We start from the raw sequence: 15,355 nt of genomic DNA on the forward strand, positions 1-15,355 counted from the left end.
CATGTCGCGCAACCCGATTGAACGAGACAGCTTTATCGAACGCGATGCGCGCCGACGCGCCATCGCCCTGCTCGACCCCGGCACCTTCCGCGAGCTGCTCGATCCGTTCGAGCAATTGACCTCGCCGTGGCTGCCGCGCCAGGGCATCGTCACGCAGGCCGACGATGGCGTGGTGGTGGCACGCGGCACGCTGGGCGGGCAGCCCGCCGTGGTGCTCGCCATTGAAGGCGCCTTCCAGGGCGGCAGCATGGGCGAGGTGTCCGGCGCCAAGATTGCCGGTGCGCTGGAGCTGGCGGCAGAAGACAACCGCAACGGCGTTCCCACACGCGCCGTCATCGTTTTCGAGACGGGCGGCGTGCGGCTGCAGGAAGCCAACCTGGGTCTGGCGGCCATTGCCGAAATCCACGCAGGCATCCGTGCCCTGCGCGAGTACGGACCGGTGGTCGGCATCACGGCGGGTGTGGTCGGCTGCTTTGGCGGCATGAGCATCGCCGCAGGCCTGTGCAGCTACCTGCTGATGACGCGTGAGGCACGCCTCGGCCTGAACGGCCCGCAGGTGATCGAACAGGAAGCCGGCATTGAAGAATACGACTCGCGCGATCGCCCCTTCATCTGGAGCCTGACGGGCGGCGAACAACGCGCCGCCACCGGGCTGGCCGACGTCTGCATCGAAGACGATTCCGTCGCCATCCGCGCGCAGGTGATCGAGTGGCTGCGCGCTGGTGCACCCAAGCACCAGCGCAGCGAGCAGATCGACGACTACCTCGAATGCCTCAACGCCGTCGACACATCGCGCCAAGCCACGGCAGAAGATGTGCGCACGCACTATGCAAAGGACGACGCATGAGCCAGAACGAACTTTCCACGCGCGGCGCGACCTGGATGCGCGCGCTTGCCAACGGCACGCCGGTGGCGGGCTACAGCAGCACGCTGCAAGTCGTCGATGCCACGCTGGCCGGCCAGCCCACGCGCTACATCGCCGTGGTGCCTGATGCGGAAAACCGCTTCCCCCGCGCACGCAACGGTGAAGTCGGCCTTATCGAAGGCTGGCAGCTCGCGCGTGCCGTGCGCGATGCCATGACTGCGGATGCGGGGCAGGAAAAGAAGCGCGCCATCGTCGCCGTCATCGATGTGGCAAGCCAAGCCTACGGGCGACGGGAAGAGGCCTATGGCATTCACCTCGCACTGGCTGCAGCGGCGGATGCTTACGCGGCTGCCAGGTTGGCCGGCCACCCCGTGATCGGTCTTATCGTCGGTCGTGCCATGTCGGGCGCGCTGCTGGCGCACGGCTACCAGGCCAATCGCCTGCTCGCCCTGGATGATGCCGAGGTAATGGTGCACGCGATGGGCAAGGCCGCAGCGGCGCGCGTGACGCTGCGCTCGGTCGCCGATCTGGAACGCCTCGCGCAAGAGATTCCGCCCATGGCCTACGACATTGCCAGCTTCGCATCGCTCGGGTTGCTGTGGAAACTGCTGAAGGTGAAATCGGCCAACGCACCTGATGCAAGCGACGTCGATACCGTGCAGACCGCGCTCGCGGCAGCGCTGGCGGACATCGCTGCCGACCCATCGCGCGGACTCGAAAGCCGCATGGGCGCGCCACTGCGCAACGCGTCCTCAGAGGTACGCAAACGCCTGCGCGAGCAATGGAACGCGCGGCCAGAAAGCGCATAACGAATAGGAAACACATCGCGGCGCGAACACATGCGCCTCGATGGTTTGGCCGTACCTGCCCTAGATGGCGCCTTGAATTTGTGTTGCAGGGAGGAAAAAGAGAGGAGGCTGTTTGAGCGAAGCGAGTTTGCCTCCTCTCCCTCCCTGCGACAGAAATTCAAGGAGTCTTTCGCCATCTCGGGCGCGCCTTTCTTTGCCTACTTTCTTTGGCAAGACAAAGAAAGTAGGTCAGCCCCGGCAGGGGATGAAACAAGGGATGCACCACCAACGCAATCAACGCAAAACAACCAGTCTTCAAACCTCGATCACCACACCACACAACAGGCGACCCATCGCCGTTCCTTCAGGAGACAAAGAAGTGATCATCTACGGTACAACCCTGCTGGCGCTATGTCATCTCGCCGGCCTCTTCCTGGGCGACCTGCTCGGCCAGGCCATCGGCGTGAAGGCCAATGTGGGCGGCGTGGGCATCGCCATGCTGCTGCTGATCTTCGCGCGGCTCTACCTGCACAGGCAGGGGCTCATGCCCGCGGCCACCGAGGCGGGCGTCTCGTTCTGGGGTGCCATGTACATCCCGGTGGTGGTGGCCATGGCCGCCACGCAGAACGTGGTCACGGCACTGCGCGGCGGCCCCGTTGCACTGCTCGGCGCCATCGGCGCGGTGCTGGTGTGCGGTGTCTGCATTGCCCTCATCAACCGCACAGGCAACGCGGAAGACCGGCAACCTCTGCCCCCGCTGCCTGACTCCGAACAAGCCCGCGCATAAGGAGCCCCACCATGCTGTCAATGCTAGAGAAAGTTCTGCAGCACAACGGGCTGGTCGCGGCGTTTGCGCTGGTCGGCATCGTCATGGGTCTGTCGATGTGGGCGTCCAAGAAGCTGACGTTTGGGCGCGTGCACGGTTCGGCCATCGCCATCATGATCGGGCTGGTGCTCGCCTACTGGGGCGGCATGCAGACCGGTGGCGAACGCGGTCTGGCTGACCTGAAGCTGTTCGGCGGGATCGGCCTGATGGGCGGTGCAATGCTGCGCGACTTCGCCATCGTTGCCACGGCCTTTGAAGTGCAGGTGACCGAGGCACGCAAGGCGGGCATGATCGGCGCCATCTCGCTGCTGCTGGGCACGGTGCTGCCGTTCATCGTCGGCGCCAGCGTTGCCTACGCCTTCGGTTATACCGATCCGGTGAGCGTCACCACCATCGGCGCGGGTGCCGTCACGTACATCGTCGGACCGGTGACCGGTGCGGCGCTGGGTGCCTCCTCCGATGTGATGGCGCTGTCGATTGCCACAGGGCTCGTCAAGGCGATCCTGGTGATGGTCGGCACGCCGTTCGCGGCCAAGGCACTGGGCTTGAACAACCCGCGCGCGGCCATGGTGTTCGGCGGGTTGGCGGGTACGGTCAGCGGCGTGTCGGCAGGTCTGGCGGCCACCGACCGGCGGCTGGTGCCCTACGGCTCGCTGGTGGCGACGTTCCATACGGGTATCGGTTGCCTGCTCGGGCCGTCGATCCTGTTCCTGGCCACGCAGGCATTGCTGCGATGACACCCACGCCGCTGCGCGCGCACGATCTGCTGTGGGTGTCCGACACACCCATGGCGACGGATGGCATGCCCTTGCCCGACTGGGCCATCACGGCATGCCGGCAAGGCGCGCCAGTCGTTGTGCGCCGGGCACCGCGCGGCAGCGATGGTGCAGTACCGGTCGGCCTGCGCGGCGGCGCGCGCCATGAACGCTGTGCGGCCACCGTGGCCGCCAGGGCCATCACGCGCGTGGCGTCGCCTGAGGCGCTGGCAATCACAACGGCCTCCATCGCAGCCGACGCGCCGTTTGCGGCACTGCGCACCTTGCGTGCGCTGGCGCCAAAACTCGACGCGCTGGGCTGGGCGTGGGGCCCGACCGGCGGTGCGGGCTTTGCACTTGCCAGCGGCTTGCCGGTGCTGCATGCAGACAGCGATCTCGATCTCGTGCTGCGCATGCCGACTGCACCGTCGGCCGCGCAGCGCGATCAGCTCGTGCACGTGCTGACCGAAACCGAATGCCGCGTCGACCTGCAAATCGACACCGGGCACGGTGGATTCGCGTGGCGCGACTGGCTGACCTCGCCCCACCAAACCTTGCTCAAGACCGATCACGGCCCACACCTCGTTGCAGACCCGTGGAGCGATCTCGCATGAGCGTGCTCTTCATGTTTCCCGGCCAGGGCAGTCAGCGTGCAGGCATGCTGCACGCGTTGCCTGTCGATCCGGCCGTCGTGCAGACCCTGGCCGAAGCGCGCGACGCGCTGGGTACGGACCCGCTCACGCTCGATACCGCAGAGGCGCTGCGGTCGACCGTGGCCGTCCAACTCTGCCTGTTGATTGCCGGTGTTGCGGTAGCGCGCACGCTGGTCCGGCAGGACGCCGCGCCCGACATGGTGGCAGGCCTGTCGATTGGCGCGTGGCCGGCAGCCGTTGTCGCGGGCGTGCTGGAGTTCAGCGATGCGCTGCGCCTGGTCCGCCTGCGTGGGCAACTCATGGAAGACGCGTATCCGAGCGGTTACGGCATGGCCGTCACGGCCGGGCTGACCGAACCCGAAGTCGCCGCCATCGTTGCGCAGGTCAATTCCGCCGCAACACCGGCCTATGTCGCAAACCTGAATGCGGAACGGCAGATTGTCGTGGCGGGCAACGATGCGGCGCTCACGCAAGTCATGGCGCGCGCGCAAGCGGCGGGCGCATCAACGGCTACGCGGCTGTGCATGGCGGTGCCGTCACACTGTTCGCTGCTGGATGCACAGGCTGCCGAGCTAGCTGCGGCTGCCGCAAAGGTCACGGCCCACACGCCGCAACTCACCTACGTCAGCAGCAGCCGGGCGCGAGCGCTCTTTCACGCCAATCTCATCGTCGAGGATCTTGCGTGGAACATGGCACGGCCGGTGCTGTGGCACGACACGCTTCGCCATGCATTGGAACGCGGCGCACGCATGGCGGTGGAGGTTCCGGGCGGCGGCACGCTGGCGCGTCTGGCGCACGGCGTGTTTGCGCACGATGCGGTGCTGGATGCAGGCGGCGGACTGGATGCGGTGCGGGTGCGGATCCAGCGCCAACGTCGCGTGGATGGCCTTTGAATTGTCTGCACCATGGATTTTTCAGCGGCATTCCGGCATTGTTGCGCACCGGATTTCATCGCTCGTGAGAGGCTCCGAATTGCGCGTCGTGTCCATTGCTGCCATCGCCACCTTGTGCGCCACATCCGCGTTGGCGGCCGCCACGGAGACATCCGAAGAGGAGCTTGCAAGCTGGTACTACGTCGCACAGTCATTGACTTATGGCGGTTACGAAACCGATGGCCTGAGCTTTTACGCCAACTGCGAGGACAAGCGGCTCCACGTTGCGGTATCCACAAACGCGCAAACGGCGCAAAACGGAAAGGCCGTCCGCTTCCAATTGGCTTCCGGCCCTCTCCGTTTGACGATCCCGGCGCGCCTTGAAGTGTCCGACATGGAAGCGTATGCCGTAGGTGACGTGAAGACGCTGGCGCGCTTCTACGCGTTGTTCCATACAGGCAAGCCGATCACGGTCAAAGTGACCGGCGCAGACCCGCAGCCTCTGCAACTTCTACAGCTCTCACCGCGAAACGCCGAAACCGGTGCCCGCCGACTTGAAGCGGTTTGCCCGGTGGCGCGCCGGACAGGTCAATAAAAAACGGGGCACATGGCCCCGTCTCTTTTCGCCCATCGTCCCTTAGACGATTTCCCGCGTTTCCATGAACTGGATGTCCGGAAAGCGCTCCTGCGTCAGGCGCAGGTTCACCTGGCTCGGCGCCAGGTACACGTAGTCACCCGCACCATCCAGGGCCACGTTGTGGCCCGCCTTGTCGATCAGCTTGTCGATATCTTCCTGCTTGCCGCGCAGCCAGCGGGCCGTGGAGCACTCGTGCGGTTCGAAGATGGCATCGACGCCGTACTCGTGTTCAAGGCGATGCGCCACCACGTCGAACTGCAGGATACCGACGGCACCCAGCACCAGATCGTTCGACGCCAGGGGGCGGAACATCTGCGTGGCGCCTTCTTCGGCCAGTTGCTGCAAACCCTTCTGCAACTGCTTGAGGCGCAGCGGGTTGTTCAGGCGCGCGCGGCGGAAGAACTCCGGCGCAAACGACGGGATGCCCGTGAACTTGAGCGACTCGCCTTCCGTAAAGGCATCACCGAGGCGGATCGTGCCATGGTTGGGCACGCCGATGATGTCGCCGGCAAATGCCTCTTCCGTGGTGTTGCGGTCCTGCGCCATGAACGTGATGGCGTTGTTGATGGCAACCGTCTTGCCGGTCGACACCTGCAGCAGCTTCATGCCGCGCTCGAAGCGGCCCGAGCACACGCGCACAAAGGCGATGCGGTCACGGTGCTTCGGGTCCATGTTGGCCTGGATCTTGAAGACGAAACCGGTGAACTTCTCTTCCATCGGCTTGACTTCGCGCGTTTCGGTGGGGCGTGCCAGCGGCTCGGGCGACTGGTCCACCAGCGCATCCAACAACGATTGCACACCGAAGTTGTTCACCGCCGAACCGAAATACACCGGGCACTGCTTGCCGGCCAGGAACGCCTCTTTGTCGAACGTGTGCGATGCACCGCGCACGAGTTCGATGTCGATGCGCAGTTCTTCTGCCTGTGAGCCGAGCACGCGGTCCAGCTCGGGGTTGTCCAGGCCTTGAATCAGGCCGGCGGTGGCGCCCTTTTCGCTGTCGGCGTGCGGGTCGAACAACTGGACCGTATCGTTCACGAGGTGATACACGCCCTTGAACGACTTGCCCATGCCGATCGGCCAGGTCATCGGCGCGCACTGGATCTGCAGCACGCTTTCGATTTCATCGAGCAATTCGATGGGCGCGCGGCCTTCACGGTCGAGCTTGTTGATGAACGTGAGGATGGGCGTGCTGCGCAGGCGGCAGACGTTGAGCAGCTTGATGGTCTGCGCTTCCACGCCGTTGACGGAGTCGATCACCATCACGGCGGAGTCGACGGCCGTGAGCGTGCGGTACGTGTCTTCCGAGAAGTCTTCGTGGCCCGGGGTGTCGAGCAGGTTGACGATGTAATCGCCGCCATCGTTCCGGTACGGGAACTGCATCACCGACGACGTCACCGAGATGCCGCGCTGCTTTTCCATCTCCATCCAGTCGGAGGTGGCGTGGCGGTTGGCCTTGCGCGCACGCACGGCGCCGGCCATCTGGATGGCGCCGCCAAACCACAGCAGTTTCTCGGTGAGCGTGGTTTTACCCGCATCCGGGTGGGCAATGATGGCGAACGTCCGGCGGCGCCGGATCTCCTGCTGCAGCGTACTCACGGGCAAAAACCGAAAGGGAGAAGTGATGAATGCGCTCATGGCATGGGCGCTGGCTGGCGGGGTCATCCCGGCGGCCGATGGACTGCCCGATCAGAGTTGTCAATCCGGGCAGCCGAGATTGTACGCGATCGGCGCCCTTGCTTAAGATCGACTGATCCGAGCGGCAAACAGGGGAAACCCCCTAGGAACCGTCCACCGGACGGAGGAGACCAACCCGTTGTGGGAATGCACTGACAACCCTTTCGGAGTCGGTGTTATCGAAGTTGTCATGAAGCTCCCGTATTGTGGAGGCCGTCGCGAAACCCGCCTTTGGGTACGCCGCGACGTCGAAAGAAGCAAAGAAGCAAGGAGTCCAACATCGTGCGTAGTCGAATCCCTGTCGATCCGGCAGTGCAACGCATCATCGAGACCACCCGCAAGGCGTGGCAACTCGACGAGCAAAGCGTGCGCGCGGCGCGTCAGCAGCGTGCCGCCAATCGCCGCAAACGGATCAAGGCTTTGCCGCAGGACAGCCTGCAGGCACTCGCCGCACTCGCCCTGCAAGCTGAAATCTGGGCCGTGCGCAAGACCGTGGTGACGGTCGGCTAGTCGCGCAGTTCCTCACCGTGTCGAGGGCCACAGTCGTGGCCCTTTTCTTTTGGGCGTCACGATCGGGGGGCATGTGGCAGGGGCATGACGGTTGCTTGGGATTGGCTGACATGACTCAGCTCAAGAGGCCAACATGACCGAACTGACCCCCAAGCCGCCCACCAGCAGCAATGGCACGAACGGCACACATGGCGCCAACGGTGCGACCGTCACGACGCTCCATCCGCAGATCGATCACACCGCACAGCGCGTCAAAGATGCCACGGCTGAAGGCATCGACCGGCTGGCGAGCGTCCTTTCCACGGCGCTCACGCAGTTCGACAAACGTACCGAGCAGTTGAAGAACCTGCACGCGAATGTCTCGGAACAGGCAAGCGGCTCCGTGCGTCAGCATCCGGTCATTACGATCGGTCTGGCGTTCGTGGCAGGCATGCTGCTGGAGCAGTTGACGCGGGATTGAGCCGGCGTCCTTAGGTCTTGGCGGCTGTGGCGCGCTGCGTTCGGGTTACTGCCCGTCCGCCGTTGGACAGGTTTGCCGCCAGCGTCGGGTTGAGCAACGCCGCCTGCGCGGCCGCGCCGGCCTGACCGGAGGCCTCGTACTGGCGACTGCCAAATCGGAGCGCGTATTGCCGAGTGACCAGCGCGCCAAAGAAGAAGATCTGGGCGGAGTAGTAGATCCACAGCATCAGCGCCACCACCGAACCCGCCGCCCCGTAAGACGACGCCACGGCGCTGTTGCCGAGATACAGGCCGATAAGGTGTTTGCCCAGCGTGAAGAGCAGCGCCGTAACGATGGCGCCCAGAGCAACGTCGCGCCAGGCCACGCGCGTTTCGGGCAGCATTTTGAAAATGGTGCCGAACAACAGCGATACGACAGCAAACGAAAACGCGGACGACAGCACCTGCGCCACCAGCAGCGCAATGCCCGAAGTGGAGCCCGCCCACAACGCCCCCCAGAAGCGCTCCACCACCGCCAGAGCCGCGTTGATGGTGAGCGACACCAGCAGCAGAAACGCCAGCACCAGAATCAGGCTGAACGACAGCAGGCGCGAACGCAACAAGCCCCACAGCCCTGCCTGCTGGCGCGGTGGCACCTCCCATAGTTCGTCCAGGCTGTCCTTGAGTTCGGAGAAGGCCGTGGTGGCACCCACCAGCAATAGCGCGACGGCCGTGACTGCAGCGAAAAGGCCGCTGCCCGAGCGCCGGGTAGCCGCGAGCACGGCTTCCACCGCAGAGGCGCCCTGCGCCCCCACCAGACCTTGGATCTGCCCAAAGATTTCGCCGCGCGCGGCCTGTTCGCCAAAGAACAAGCCTGCAATGGAAATGACCAGCACCAGCACCGGCGCCATCGAGAACAACGTGTAGAACGACAGCGCCGCGCCCTTGCTCGCGGCGCGATGCGCGGACCACTGCCGCACGGCCCCCATCAGCACCTGGGCGGAGCGCTTGAGGAGGTCGCGGTGGAAGTAAGCAGCCGGGCGCATGAAGGTTCCTTGCAAGGCGATGCGGCCGGCGCCGTGCCGGCCTCGACCTTGAGCCTAGTCAGCACACGGGACGCGCGCAAGCTCGACCGTGGCGGGCCGGAAACGTGAGGGCTTGCGCCCTTCAGTCGTTACCGCTGCCCAGCAGCCGGCTGATGAGAAAGCCCGCGCCGAATGCCAGGCCGATCGTCGCAAGCGGGTGCGATCGCATGCAGTCCGCCGCATCGCTCATCAGACGCTGCTGCGAGGCGCGCCATTGATCGCGCTTGGCAGCGGCCTCGTCAAGCGCAGTGGCCGCTGCGTCGGCAATGCGATCGATGGCCTGTGCCGTGGTCGCCTTCACACGCTCGGCGGCTTGCGCCACGTCGCCGCGGATGAGGTTGCCATTGGCATCGGATTTGGGAAACGGGTTGGTTTGAGACGGTTCCATCAGTCAGCGCTCCTGGAGTTGCGTGGCATCGTGAGAGCCGGGTTGAAAGCTGTGCGCATCATCCCGGCGTCATCCTCTGCCCGCGACCAGACCCCAGATGAGGCTGACCACAAACAGCACCACGAAAATCATGAACAGGATCTTGGCGATGCTCGCTGCGCCGGCAGCGATGCCGCCAAACCCGAGCACGGCCGCAATCAGGGCGATGATGAAAAAGATGACTGCATAACGCAGCATGGTGACCTCCTGTGCAGTTGAGTGAGCTTGCCGCCATGGGGCGGATACCCCACCGGTTCAGCAAGCCGCGTACCGCGCCAGGATGTCGGGTTATGCCTCGGTGGCATGCGCGCGGCCGGAGCCCGCGCTGTTGCCGTCGCCACCGTCGTCGGCGTTGCTGTTGCCGTATTCCTCCAGCCGGTTGTAGAGCGTCTTGAGGCTGATACCGAGCAGTTCAGCCGCGCGCTTCTTCACACCACCACACTGTTCCAGCGTGGCGAGGATGATCTTCTTGTCGGCGCTCGCCAGTGAGGTGCCGACCGAAATCGTCAGCGTGGAACCGGACGAGACCTGCGTGCTCGACACCTGCAGCGGCACGTTGGCCGTATCGATGCCGGCGTCGTCGGACAGGATGTACGCGCGTTGCACGTAATTGCGCAGTTCGCGCACATTGCCCGGCCAGTGATAACCGCGCAGCGTTTCCATGGCCGGCGGCAGGAATGCCTTCTTGGTATTGCTCTGCGCATTGAGCTGATCGAGGAAATGCTGGGCCAGCAGCTCGACATCCTTGCCGCGCTCGCGCAGCGGCGGCAGTTGCAGCGGAAACACGTTCAGGCGGTGATACAGGTCGGCGCGCAGCTTGCCGTCGGCCACGGCCTCTTCGGGGTCGCGATTGGTGGCGGCAATCACGCGCACATCGGAGTCGATCTCGCGGTTGGTGCCCACGCGCATGAACACGCCCGTTTCCAGCACACGCAGCAGTTTCACCTGCAGCTCGATCGGCATCTCGGTTATTTCGTCGAGGAACAGCGTGCCGCCGTTGGCGCGTTCGAAGTAGCCCTTGTGCTGGCGGTCGGCGCCGGTAAAGCTGCCGCGCTCGTGGCCGAACATTTCCGACTCGATCAGGTTGGGCGAAATGGCACCGCAATTGACCGGCAGGAACGGCTGCTTGCGACGCAGGCTGAGGTCGTGGATGGTCTGTGCGGCCAGTTCCTTGCCGGTGCCCGATTCGCCAATCAGCAGCACGGTCGCCTCGGTGGGCGCCACGCGGCTGACCTGGTCATACAGCGTCTGCATCACCGTCGAGTTGCCGAGCATCTGGCCGAAGAGCCCCAGGCGACGCAGCTCGCCACGCAGGTTGCCGATCTCGGCTTTCAGATCGCCCGGGCGTGGGATGCGCGCCAGTACGGATTTCAAACGTTGGAAATTGACGGGCTTGACCAGGTAGTCGGCCGCGCCCATGCGCAGGGCCTCGACGGCGGTTTCCACGCTGGCGTGGCCCGTCATGACGATGATCTCGGTGCCGGAGTGCGGCGCGATGTCTTCCATCAGATCCATGCCGTTGCCGTCGGGCAGGACAAGGTCGATCAGCACGGCATCGGGGCTGTGACGCGACATCTGAATGCGCGCATCGCGCAGCGACCCGGCCAGCGCGGTGGTGAAGCCTTCGGCGCCCACCAGCTCACCTAGAGCGGCGCGTGCGTTGGCATCGTCTTCGACAATCAGGATATGTGGCATCTCGATTTGGTTGGATGAGCCGGTTATGTGCCGGCGGTCATGCAGGGTGCAACGGCCCGCTCGGCTAGAGGACCGGCGGCAGGTGCAAAAAGTATTCCATCCAATACAACCTCCGCCATCGCGCGCCTCAACCCGCGTCGTCAACGCGGGTGTCGGTAACTTTTACACGCACGCATGCAAGAAATGGATCGAATGCATCACTCCAGGGCGGGCCACTGGTACTACGCAGGAGTCAGCATAGTTGAGAAGGTCCGCGCTTCGCCACCTGCGGGCCGAAATGGACATCGTACGCCGCATGACAAATGTGAAACCCGCGCTGCATCTGCGTCTCAGGCCCGTTTCTTGTCAGCGTTTGGCCGACAGGATGGAAGAAACGTCAGCGCATGCCCGACATACAACGCACTTGGGCGGCCCTGATAATGGCTCAACTTTTCAACACAATGTGACGGGATGACGACGTACCCTGCCTTCCGAAGACTGCATCGCTGAAGATGCAGCCGCTCGCCAGGACGTCCCCGTCGCGACCAACCACGAGGGAGCCATGTCCTTGAGCGAAGCCTTCGCCGACGACCGCGCAGTGACCATCGGGCGCCTGCGCTATCCCCCTGCCCTGGCCGACTTTGACGACACCGAACGCGTGCCGTCTGACGCCGGAACATCCTCTGTTCAATCGATTGCCGAGCCGGATTTCGGTCTCCTCTACGGCCGCTCGCCGGTGATGCGTGCGCTGTACGACCAGATCGGCAAGGTGTCGGGCACGCTGGCCACGGTGCTCATCATGGGCGAATCGGGTACCGGCAAAGAGTTGATCGCGCGCACGGTACACGACATGAGCCCGCGCGCAGACCAGGCCTTCATCGCAGTGAACTGCGGCGCCATCTCGCCCAACCTGATCGAGTCCGAACTGTTCGGCCACGAAAAGGGCAGCTTTACCGGGGCGGCCCAGCGTCATGTCGGCTATTTCGAACATGCCTGCGGCGGCACGATCTTCCTGGACGAGATCACCGAGATGCCGGTCGAGATGCAGGTCAAGCTGCTGCGCGTGCTGGAGACCGGCGTGTTCATGCGGGTGGGCGGCACCGAGCCGATCCAGACGCGCGCGCGCATCATCGCTGCCACCAACCGCAACCTGCTGGAAGCAGTGAGCGAAGGCGCCTTTCGCGAAGATCTGATGTATCGCCTGGCCGTGGTGCCGCTGCAGGTGCCGCCGCTGCGCGATCGCGAAGACGACATTGAAGAGCTGGCCCTGCACTTCCTTGCCCAGTTCAACGCTGCGCACCAAACCGACAAGGTGTTCTCTCGCCAGGCTCTGGCGGCACTGCGAGGCCAGCCGTGGCCGGGCAATGTGCGCGAGTTGCGCAACGCCGTGCAGCGCGGATACATCCTCGGCGAGAAAACGGTGGAGCTGGCCGCACCGCTGGCGCCCGCACGCGGCCCTGCGCGCCCGACCGTCAAGGAGGGTGTGCTCAGCCTGTCGGTGGGCGTGACGCTGGCCGATGCGCAACGCGCGATGATCCTGGCCACGCTGGAGCATTTTCATGGGGATAAGCGCCAAGCCGCCAAGACGCTCGGCGTCAGCCTGAAGACGCTGTACAACCGCCTCGACCTCTATCAAAGCACCGCGGCCGCCGCCATGGCTGCCTGACGGCTCTGCTTCTCTAAGCTCGACGCTTCCGACCCTGTCATACCCCGCTGCATCCGCGCTGACGTTCTAGCGCGGATGTGCGTGCGCGCGTTCGCCCGGATGCTCGTGGCGGCGGCGCTCCTGCGGTTCCGGTGTCGGGCGGCGGGGTGCGGGTTCGGTCTCCGCGCGGGCGCGCGGGCCCGTGCGGACGGCGGTGGTAAGTGTCATCGGCATGGCGAGCCCTTCCCTTTCAACGTTACTGGCCTGGCTTCGAGCTACCGGGGTAGGAATTGCCGGTCGTCGTCGCTGCATCGTTGCCGCCGGACTGCACGCCCGAGTGCGACATGTCGCCCGCGCTATTGGTACCGCCCGGCACGGTTGCATCCGACTTTGATTTCTTGTGATAGCGATGCTTCTTGTGCATGGGCTTGCTGGTGTCACTGCCACTAGCCGCGGCAGGTGTCGCCTGGCTGCCTGGCATCGACGTATTAGCCGTGCGGTCGGCAGTCGAAGACGGCGGATCGGTGCGCTTGCCCTGCGCCTTGGTCGGATTGCTGGATTCCTGGTTATCGACCGGCGCGGTCGTTGTCTGGGCCATGGCCGTGCCGATGCCAAGCCCGAAGATGGCGCTGGCGAGCGCAGCGGTCAGGAAACGTGTTCGCATAGGGTTTTCTCCTGGGATGTAATGCTCGATGAGAAGGCGATGGAAGCGCACTGCGGCGCGTCTCCCGCCTCCCTCCGCAGCAACGCATGTACCTGCGGTGCCACCCACCTGCGTCTGCCGGCGCAGTGCGCAAGCGCAGCCGGCGCTGTCATGTGCCGGCAACAATGGGCATATAAAAACGACATGACCATGTAGAAACGGCGTGCCAGCCGCCCGTAAAGCCTTGTGGTGACTGGCTTTGTTGACATGGCATACCCTTTGCATCGATGCGGTGACCTGTCGACGGAAATGTCGACGCCCACTCACCAAAGGAGGCAAGGCGAATGGTCAAGGCCGCTCTGGAAATGCGTGCGAAGCAGCATCTCGCGCTAACGCCGCGACTGCAGCAATCCGTCAAGCTGCTGCAGTTGTCTGCAACCGAATTTGCGCAGGAAATGCAAGAAGCGCTCGCAAGCAATCCGTTCCTCGAAGAAGTCGAGCAAGAAGCAGGTGCGCAGCCTGATGCCGCGCGCACCGGCGACATTGCCATTTCTGCCGATCGGGACGGCGCCGCGGCCGATCACACGCCTGCAGACGACGCTCCGCTGGAAACCACCACCAGCGCCATCGAAACCGACCCGACGCTGGCCGCATCGGAAGATTTCCCGACCGACTTCAGCACCTACTACAGCCATGGTGGCGGTCACCATGGCGATGGTGAAGACAGCGACATCGGTGAATGGGTGCACTCCACGCCAAGCCTGCGCGAGCATCTGCATCAGGAGTTGCGCAGCTATCGCTTGTCTGAGCGCGACTGCCTGCTCGCACAGACGCTGATTGAAGCGCTGGACGACGACGGCTACCTGCGTCAGTTGCTCTCCGAGTTGATTCCGCTGGCACCGGTGGAACCGCCGCCCACCGAGAAGGAAATGCAGATTGCACTGGCGCTCGTGCAAAGCCTGGACCCGCCGGGCGTGGCCGCGCGTGATCTGGCGGAGTGCCTGCGCCTGCAGATCGAAGCGCGCCCCGCCGATACCGAAGCCGAAGAACGCATCCAGGAGATTGCGCAAGACATCGTGCGTAACCACCTGCCGCGATTGGCCAAGCGCGAACTCACGCAGATGCGTCGCGCGCTCGGCTGCACCGAAGAGGAGTTGCGCGATGCCTGCGCACTGATCCGCATGCTGGACCCGCGCCCGGGGCTGCGCTTTTCGCAAGCGCATGCGGGCTACATCGTGCCCGACGTGATCGTCGCCAAGATCAAGGGCAAGTGGGTTGCCGTAACCAACCCGGCGGTGGCACCGTGCGCGCGCGTCAATAAGGTCTACGCGGAGTTGTTTGCCCAGACGCGCGGCCACAATCGCACGCCGCTGGCGCACCAACTGCAGGAAGCCCGCTGGCTGATCCGCAACGCGCAGCAGCGCTTCGCCACCATCCAGCGCGTGGCCGAGGCGATCGTCGCGCACCAGAAGCACTTCCTGGAATACGGCGAGGTGGCCATGAAGCCTCTGGTGCTGCGTGACGTGGCTGAAGAGCTGGGCCTGCACGAATCGACCATCTCGCGCGCCACAGGCAACAAGTACATGGCCACGCCGCGCGGCATCTTCGAGTTCAAATACTTCTTCTCGCGCCAGCTGGCAACCGATACCGGCGGCGCATGCTCGGCGGCTTCGGTGCGGGCGTTGCTCAAGGAGATGATCGAAGCCGAAGACTCGGACGCGCCGCTCTCCGATGTGTCGCTCGCCAAGATGCTGGCCGAGCAGGGCGTGATCGTTGCGCGCCGCACTGTCGCCAAGTATCGCGGGCTCATGCGCATTGCGCCCGCGGAAATGCGGCGGCAGGTCTGACGCGCCCGCTACCGAC

Annotated in this window: 18 protein-coding genes; 11 read left to right on the top strand and 7 right to left on the bottom strand. The window is 64.5% G+C overall.

The genetic code is table 11. The features are described 5' to 3' along the window. Nucleotide 1 precedes the first annotated feature (1 nt). The 7 genes from BG83_RS0118235 to BG83_RS0118265 all read left to right on the top strand — a co-directional run bounded on the left by BG83_RS0118235 (nucleotide 2) and on the right by BG83_RS0118265 (nucleotide 5,354). Nucleotides 2-847 (top strand): biotin-independent malonate decarboxylase subunit beta, encoded by an 846-nt coding sequence (locus tag BG83_RS0118235; RefSeq protein ID WP_024978036.1) that lies wholly within the window; start codon nucleotides 2-4, stop codon nucleotides 845-847. Continuing rightward, complete coding sequence (mdcE, locus tag BG83_RS0118240; RefSeq protein ID WP_024978037.1) at nucleotides 844-1,674, top strand: biotin-independent malonate decarboxylase subunit gamma; 831 nt, start codon at nucleotides 844-846, stop codon at nucleotides 1,672-1,674. The genes BG83_RS0118235 and mdcE overlap by 4 nt, the downstream gene beginning before the upstream one ends. A gap of 358 nt (nucleotides 1,675-2,032) precedes the next feature. Next, on the top strand, nucleotides 2,033-2,440 hold the full coding sequence (madL, locus tag BG83_RS0118245) for a malonate transporter subunit MadL (RefSeq protein WP_024978038.1): 408 nt from the start codon (nucleotides 2,033-2,035) through the stop codon (nucleotides 2,438-2,440). A gap of 11 nt (nucleotides 2,441-2,451) precedes the next feature. After that, nucleotides 2,452-3,216 carry a malonate transporter subunit MadM gene (gene madM / locus BG83_RS0118250; RefSeq protein ID WP_024978039.1) on the top strand — a complete coding sequence of 255 codons (765 nt, stop codon included), beginning with the start codon at nucleotides 2,452-2,454 and terminating at the stop codon, nucleotides 3,214-3,216. After that, nucleotides 3,213-3,848: a malonate decarboxylase holo-ACP synthase gene (locus BG83_RS0118255; protein ID WP_024978040.1), complete on the top strand. Its 636-nt coding sequence runs from the start codon at nucleotides 3,213-3,215 to the stop codon at nucleotides 3,846-3,848. The genes madM and BG83_RS0118255 overlap by 4 nt, the downstream gene beginning before the upstream one ends. Continuing rightward, entirely contained in the window at nucleotides 3,845-4,780 is a 936-nt protein-coding gene (mdcH, locus tag BG83_RS0118260) for a malonate decarboxylase subunit epsilon (RefSeq protein ID WP_024978041.1), read from the top strand. Before BG83_RS0118255 ends, mdcH begins: the two co-directional genes overlap by 4 nt. After that, nucleotides 4,770-5,354: a hypothetical protein gene (locus tag BG83_RS0118265; RefSeq protein WP_235193220.1), complete on the top strand. Its 585-nt coding sequence runs from the start codon at nucleotides 4,770-4,772 to the stop codon at nucleotides 5,352-5,354. The genes mdcH and BG83_RS0118265 overlap by 11 nt, the downstream gene beginning before the upstream one ends. 42 nt (nucleotides 5,355-5,396) lie before the next feature. Here BG83_RS0118265 and BG83_RS0118270 read toward each other — a convergent pair whose 3' ends face one another. Continuing rightward, nucleotides 5,397-6,992: a peptide chain release factor 3 gene (locus tag BG83_RS0118270; RefSeq protein WP_024978043.1), complete on the bottom strand. Its 1,596-nt coding sequence runs from the start codon at nucleotides 6,990-6,992 to the stop codon at nucleotides 5,397-5,399. A gap of 360 nt (nucleotides 6,993-7,352) precedes the next feature. On the opposite strand from BG83_RS0118270, the gene BG83_RS0118280 reads away from it, so the two are divergent. Both BG83_RS0118280 and BG83_RS0118285 read left to right on the top strand, forming a co-directional pair. Further along, nucleotides 7,353-7,580: a hypothetical protein gene (locus tag BG83_RS0118280; protein WP_004632457.1), complete on the top strand. Its 228-nt coding sequence runs from the start codon at nucleotides 7,353-7,355 to the stop codon at nucleotides 7,578-7,580. Nucleotides 7,581-7,713: 133 nt separating this feature from the next. Continuing rightward, nucleotides 7,714-8,040: a hypothetical protein gene (locus BG83_RS0118285; protein WP_024978044.1), complete on the top strand. Its 327-nt coding sequence runs from the start codon at nucleotides 7,714-7,716 to the stop codon at nucleotides 8,038-8,040. A gap of 10 nt (nucleotides 8,041-8,050) precedes the next feature. On the opposite strand, the gene BG83_RS0118290 is transcribed toward BG83_RS0118285, so the two are convergent. From BG83_RS0118290 to BG83_RS0118305, 4 genes are all read right to left on the bottom strand, one after another. Continuing rightward, nucleotides 8,051-9,064, bottom strand: a complete 1,014-nt coding sequence (locus tag BG83_RS0118290; RefSeq protein WP_024978045.1) for a YihY/virulence factor BrkB family protein — start codon at nucleotides 9,062-9,064, stop codon at nucleotides 8,051-8,053. A gap of 121 nt (nucleotides 9,065-9,185) precedes the next feature. Continuing rightward, nucleotides 9,186-9,491, bottom strand: coding sequence for a hypothetical protein (locus tag BG83_RS0118295; protein WP_024978046.1), 306 nt, complete (start codon nucleotides 9,489-9,491; stop codon nucleotides 9,186-9,188). 69 nt (nucleotides 9,492-9,560) lie between these two features. After that, nucleotides 9,561-9,728 carry a DUF1328 domain-containing protein gene (locus BG83_RS28870; RefSeq protein WP_009240192.1) on the bottom strand — a complete coding sequence of 56 codons (168 nt, stop codon included), beginning with the start codon at nucleotides 9,726-9,728 and terminating at the stop codon, nucleotides 9,561-9,563. A 90-nt stretch (nucleotides 9,729-9,818) separates the two neighbouring features. Further along, nucleotides 9,819-11,225 carry a sigma-54-dependent transcriptional regulator gene (locus BG83_RS0118305; RefSeq protein ID WP_024978047.1) on the bottom strand — a complete coding sequence of 469 codons (1,407 nt, stop codon included), beginning with the start codon at nucleotides 11,223-11,225 and terminating at the stop codon, nucleotides 9,819-9,821. A gap of 541 nt (nucleotides 11,226-11,766) precedes the next feature. On the opposite strand from BG83_RS0118305, the gene BG83_RS0118310 reads away from it, so the two are divergent. Then, a complete protein-coding gene (locus tag BG83_RS0118310) occupies nucleotides 11,767-12,870 on the top strand; it encodes a sigma-54 interaction domain-containing protein (protein ID WP_024978048.1) in 1,104 nt (367 codons plus the stop codon). A 66-nt stretch (nucleotides 12,871-12,936) separates the two neighbouring features. On the opposite strand, the gene BG83_RS29705 is transcribed toward BG83_RS0118310, so the two are convergent. After that, nucleotides 12,937-13,083 (bottom strand): hypothetical protein, encoded by a 147-nt coding sequence (locus BG83_RS29705; RefSeq protein WP_200869055.1) that lies wholly within the window; start codon nucleotides 13,081-13,083, stop codon nucleotides 12,937-12,939. Nucleotides 13,084-13,105: 22 nt separating this feature from the next. Beyond that, complete coding sequence (locus BG83_RS0118315) at nucleotides 13,106-13,513, bottom strand: hypothetical protein (protein WP_024978049.1); 408 nt, start codon at nucleotides 13,511-13,513, stop codon at nucleotides 13,106-13,108. A 323-nt stretch (nucleotides 13,514-13,836) separates the two neighbouring features. Between BG83_RS0118315 and BG83_RS0118320 the strand changes: the two genes are divergently transcribed. Continuing rightward, nucleotides 13,837-15,339 carry an RNA polymerase factor sigma-54 gene (locus BG83_RS0118320; RefSeq protein WP_024978050.1) on the top strand — a complete coding sequence of 501 codons (1,503 nt, stop codon included), beginning with the start codon at nucleotides 13,837-13,839 and terminating at the stop codon, nucleotides 15,337-15,339. The last annotated feature ends 16 nt before the right edge of the window (nucleotides 15,340-15,355 follow it).

This window comes from Ralstonia pickettii, from assembly GCF_000607165.1.
In the GTDB taxonomy this organism is placed as follows: domain Bacteria; phylum Pseudomonadota; class Gammaproteobacteria; order Burkholderiales; family Burkholderiaceae; genus Ralstonia; species Ralstonia holmesii.

Coding starts and splice junctions, on each gene's coding strand:
- BG83_RS0118315 (WP_024978049.1), bottom strand. CDS start 13,513: ATGCGAACACGTTTCCTGACCGCTGCGCTCGCCAGCGCCATCTTCGGG.
- BG83_RS0118290 (WP_024978045.1), bottom strand. CDS start 9,064: ATGCGCCCGGCTGCTTACTTCCACCGCGACCTCCTCAAGCGCTCCGCC.
- BG83_RS0118310 (WP_024978048.1), top strand. CDS start 11,767: ATGTCCTTGAGCGAAGCCTTCGCCGACGACCGCGCAGTGACCATCGGG.
- BG83_RS28870 (WP_009240192.1), bottom strand. CDS start 9,728: ATGCTGCGTTATGCAGTCATCTTTTTCATCATCGCCCTGATTGCGGCC.
- BG83_RS0118295 (WP_024978046.1), bottom strand. CDS start 9,491: ATGGAACCGTCTCAAACCAACCCGTTTCCCAAATCCGATGCCAATGGC.
- BG83_RS0118265 (WP_235193220.1), top strand. CDS start 4,770: ATGGCCTTTGAATTGTCTGCACCATGGATTTTTCAGCGGCATTCCGGC.
- BG83_RS0118305 (WP_024978047.1), bottom strand. CDS start 11,225: ATGCCACATATCCTGATTGTCGAAGACGATGCCAACGCACGCGCCGCT.
- BG83_RS29705 (WP_200869055.1), bottom strand. CDS start 13,083: ATGCCGATGACACTTACCACCGCCGTCCGCACGGGCCCGCGCGCCCGC.
- BG83_RS0118320 (WP_024978050.1), top strand. CDS start 13,837: ATGGTCAAGGCCGCTCTGGAAATGCGTGCGAAGCAGCATCTCGCGCTA.
- mdcE (WP_024978037.1), top strand. CDS start 844: ATGAGCCAGAACGAACTTTCCACGCGCGGCGCGACCTGGATGCGCGCG.
- BG83_RS0118255 (WP_024978040.1), top strand. CDS start 3,213: ATGACACCCACGCCGCTGCGCGCGCACGATCTGCTGTGGGTGTCCGAC.
- BG83_RS0118235 (WP_024978036.1), top strand. CDS start 2: ATGTCGCGCAACCCGATTGAACGAGACAGCTTTATCGAACGCGATGCG.
- mdcH (WP_024978041.1), top strand. CDS start 3,845: ATGAGCGTGCTCTTCATGTTTCCCGGCCAGGGCAGTCAGCGTGCAGGC.
- BG83_RS0118285 (WP_024978044.1), top strand. CDS start 7,714: ATGACCGAACTGACCCCCAAGCCGCCCACCAGCAGCAATGGCACGAAC.
- madM (WP_024978039.1), top strand. CDS start 2,452: ATGCTGTCAATGCTAGAGAAAGTTCTGCAGCACAACGGGCTGGTCGCG.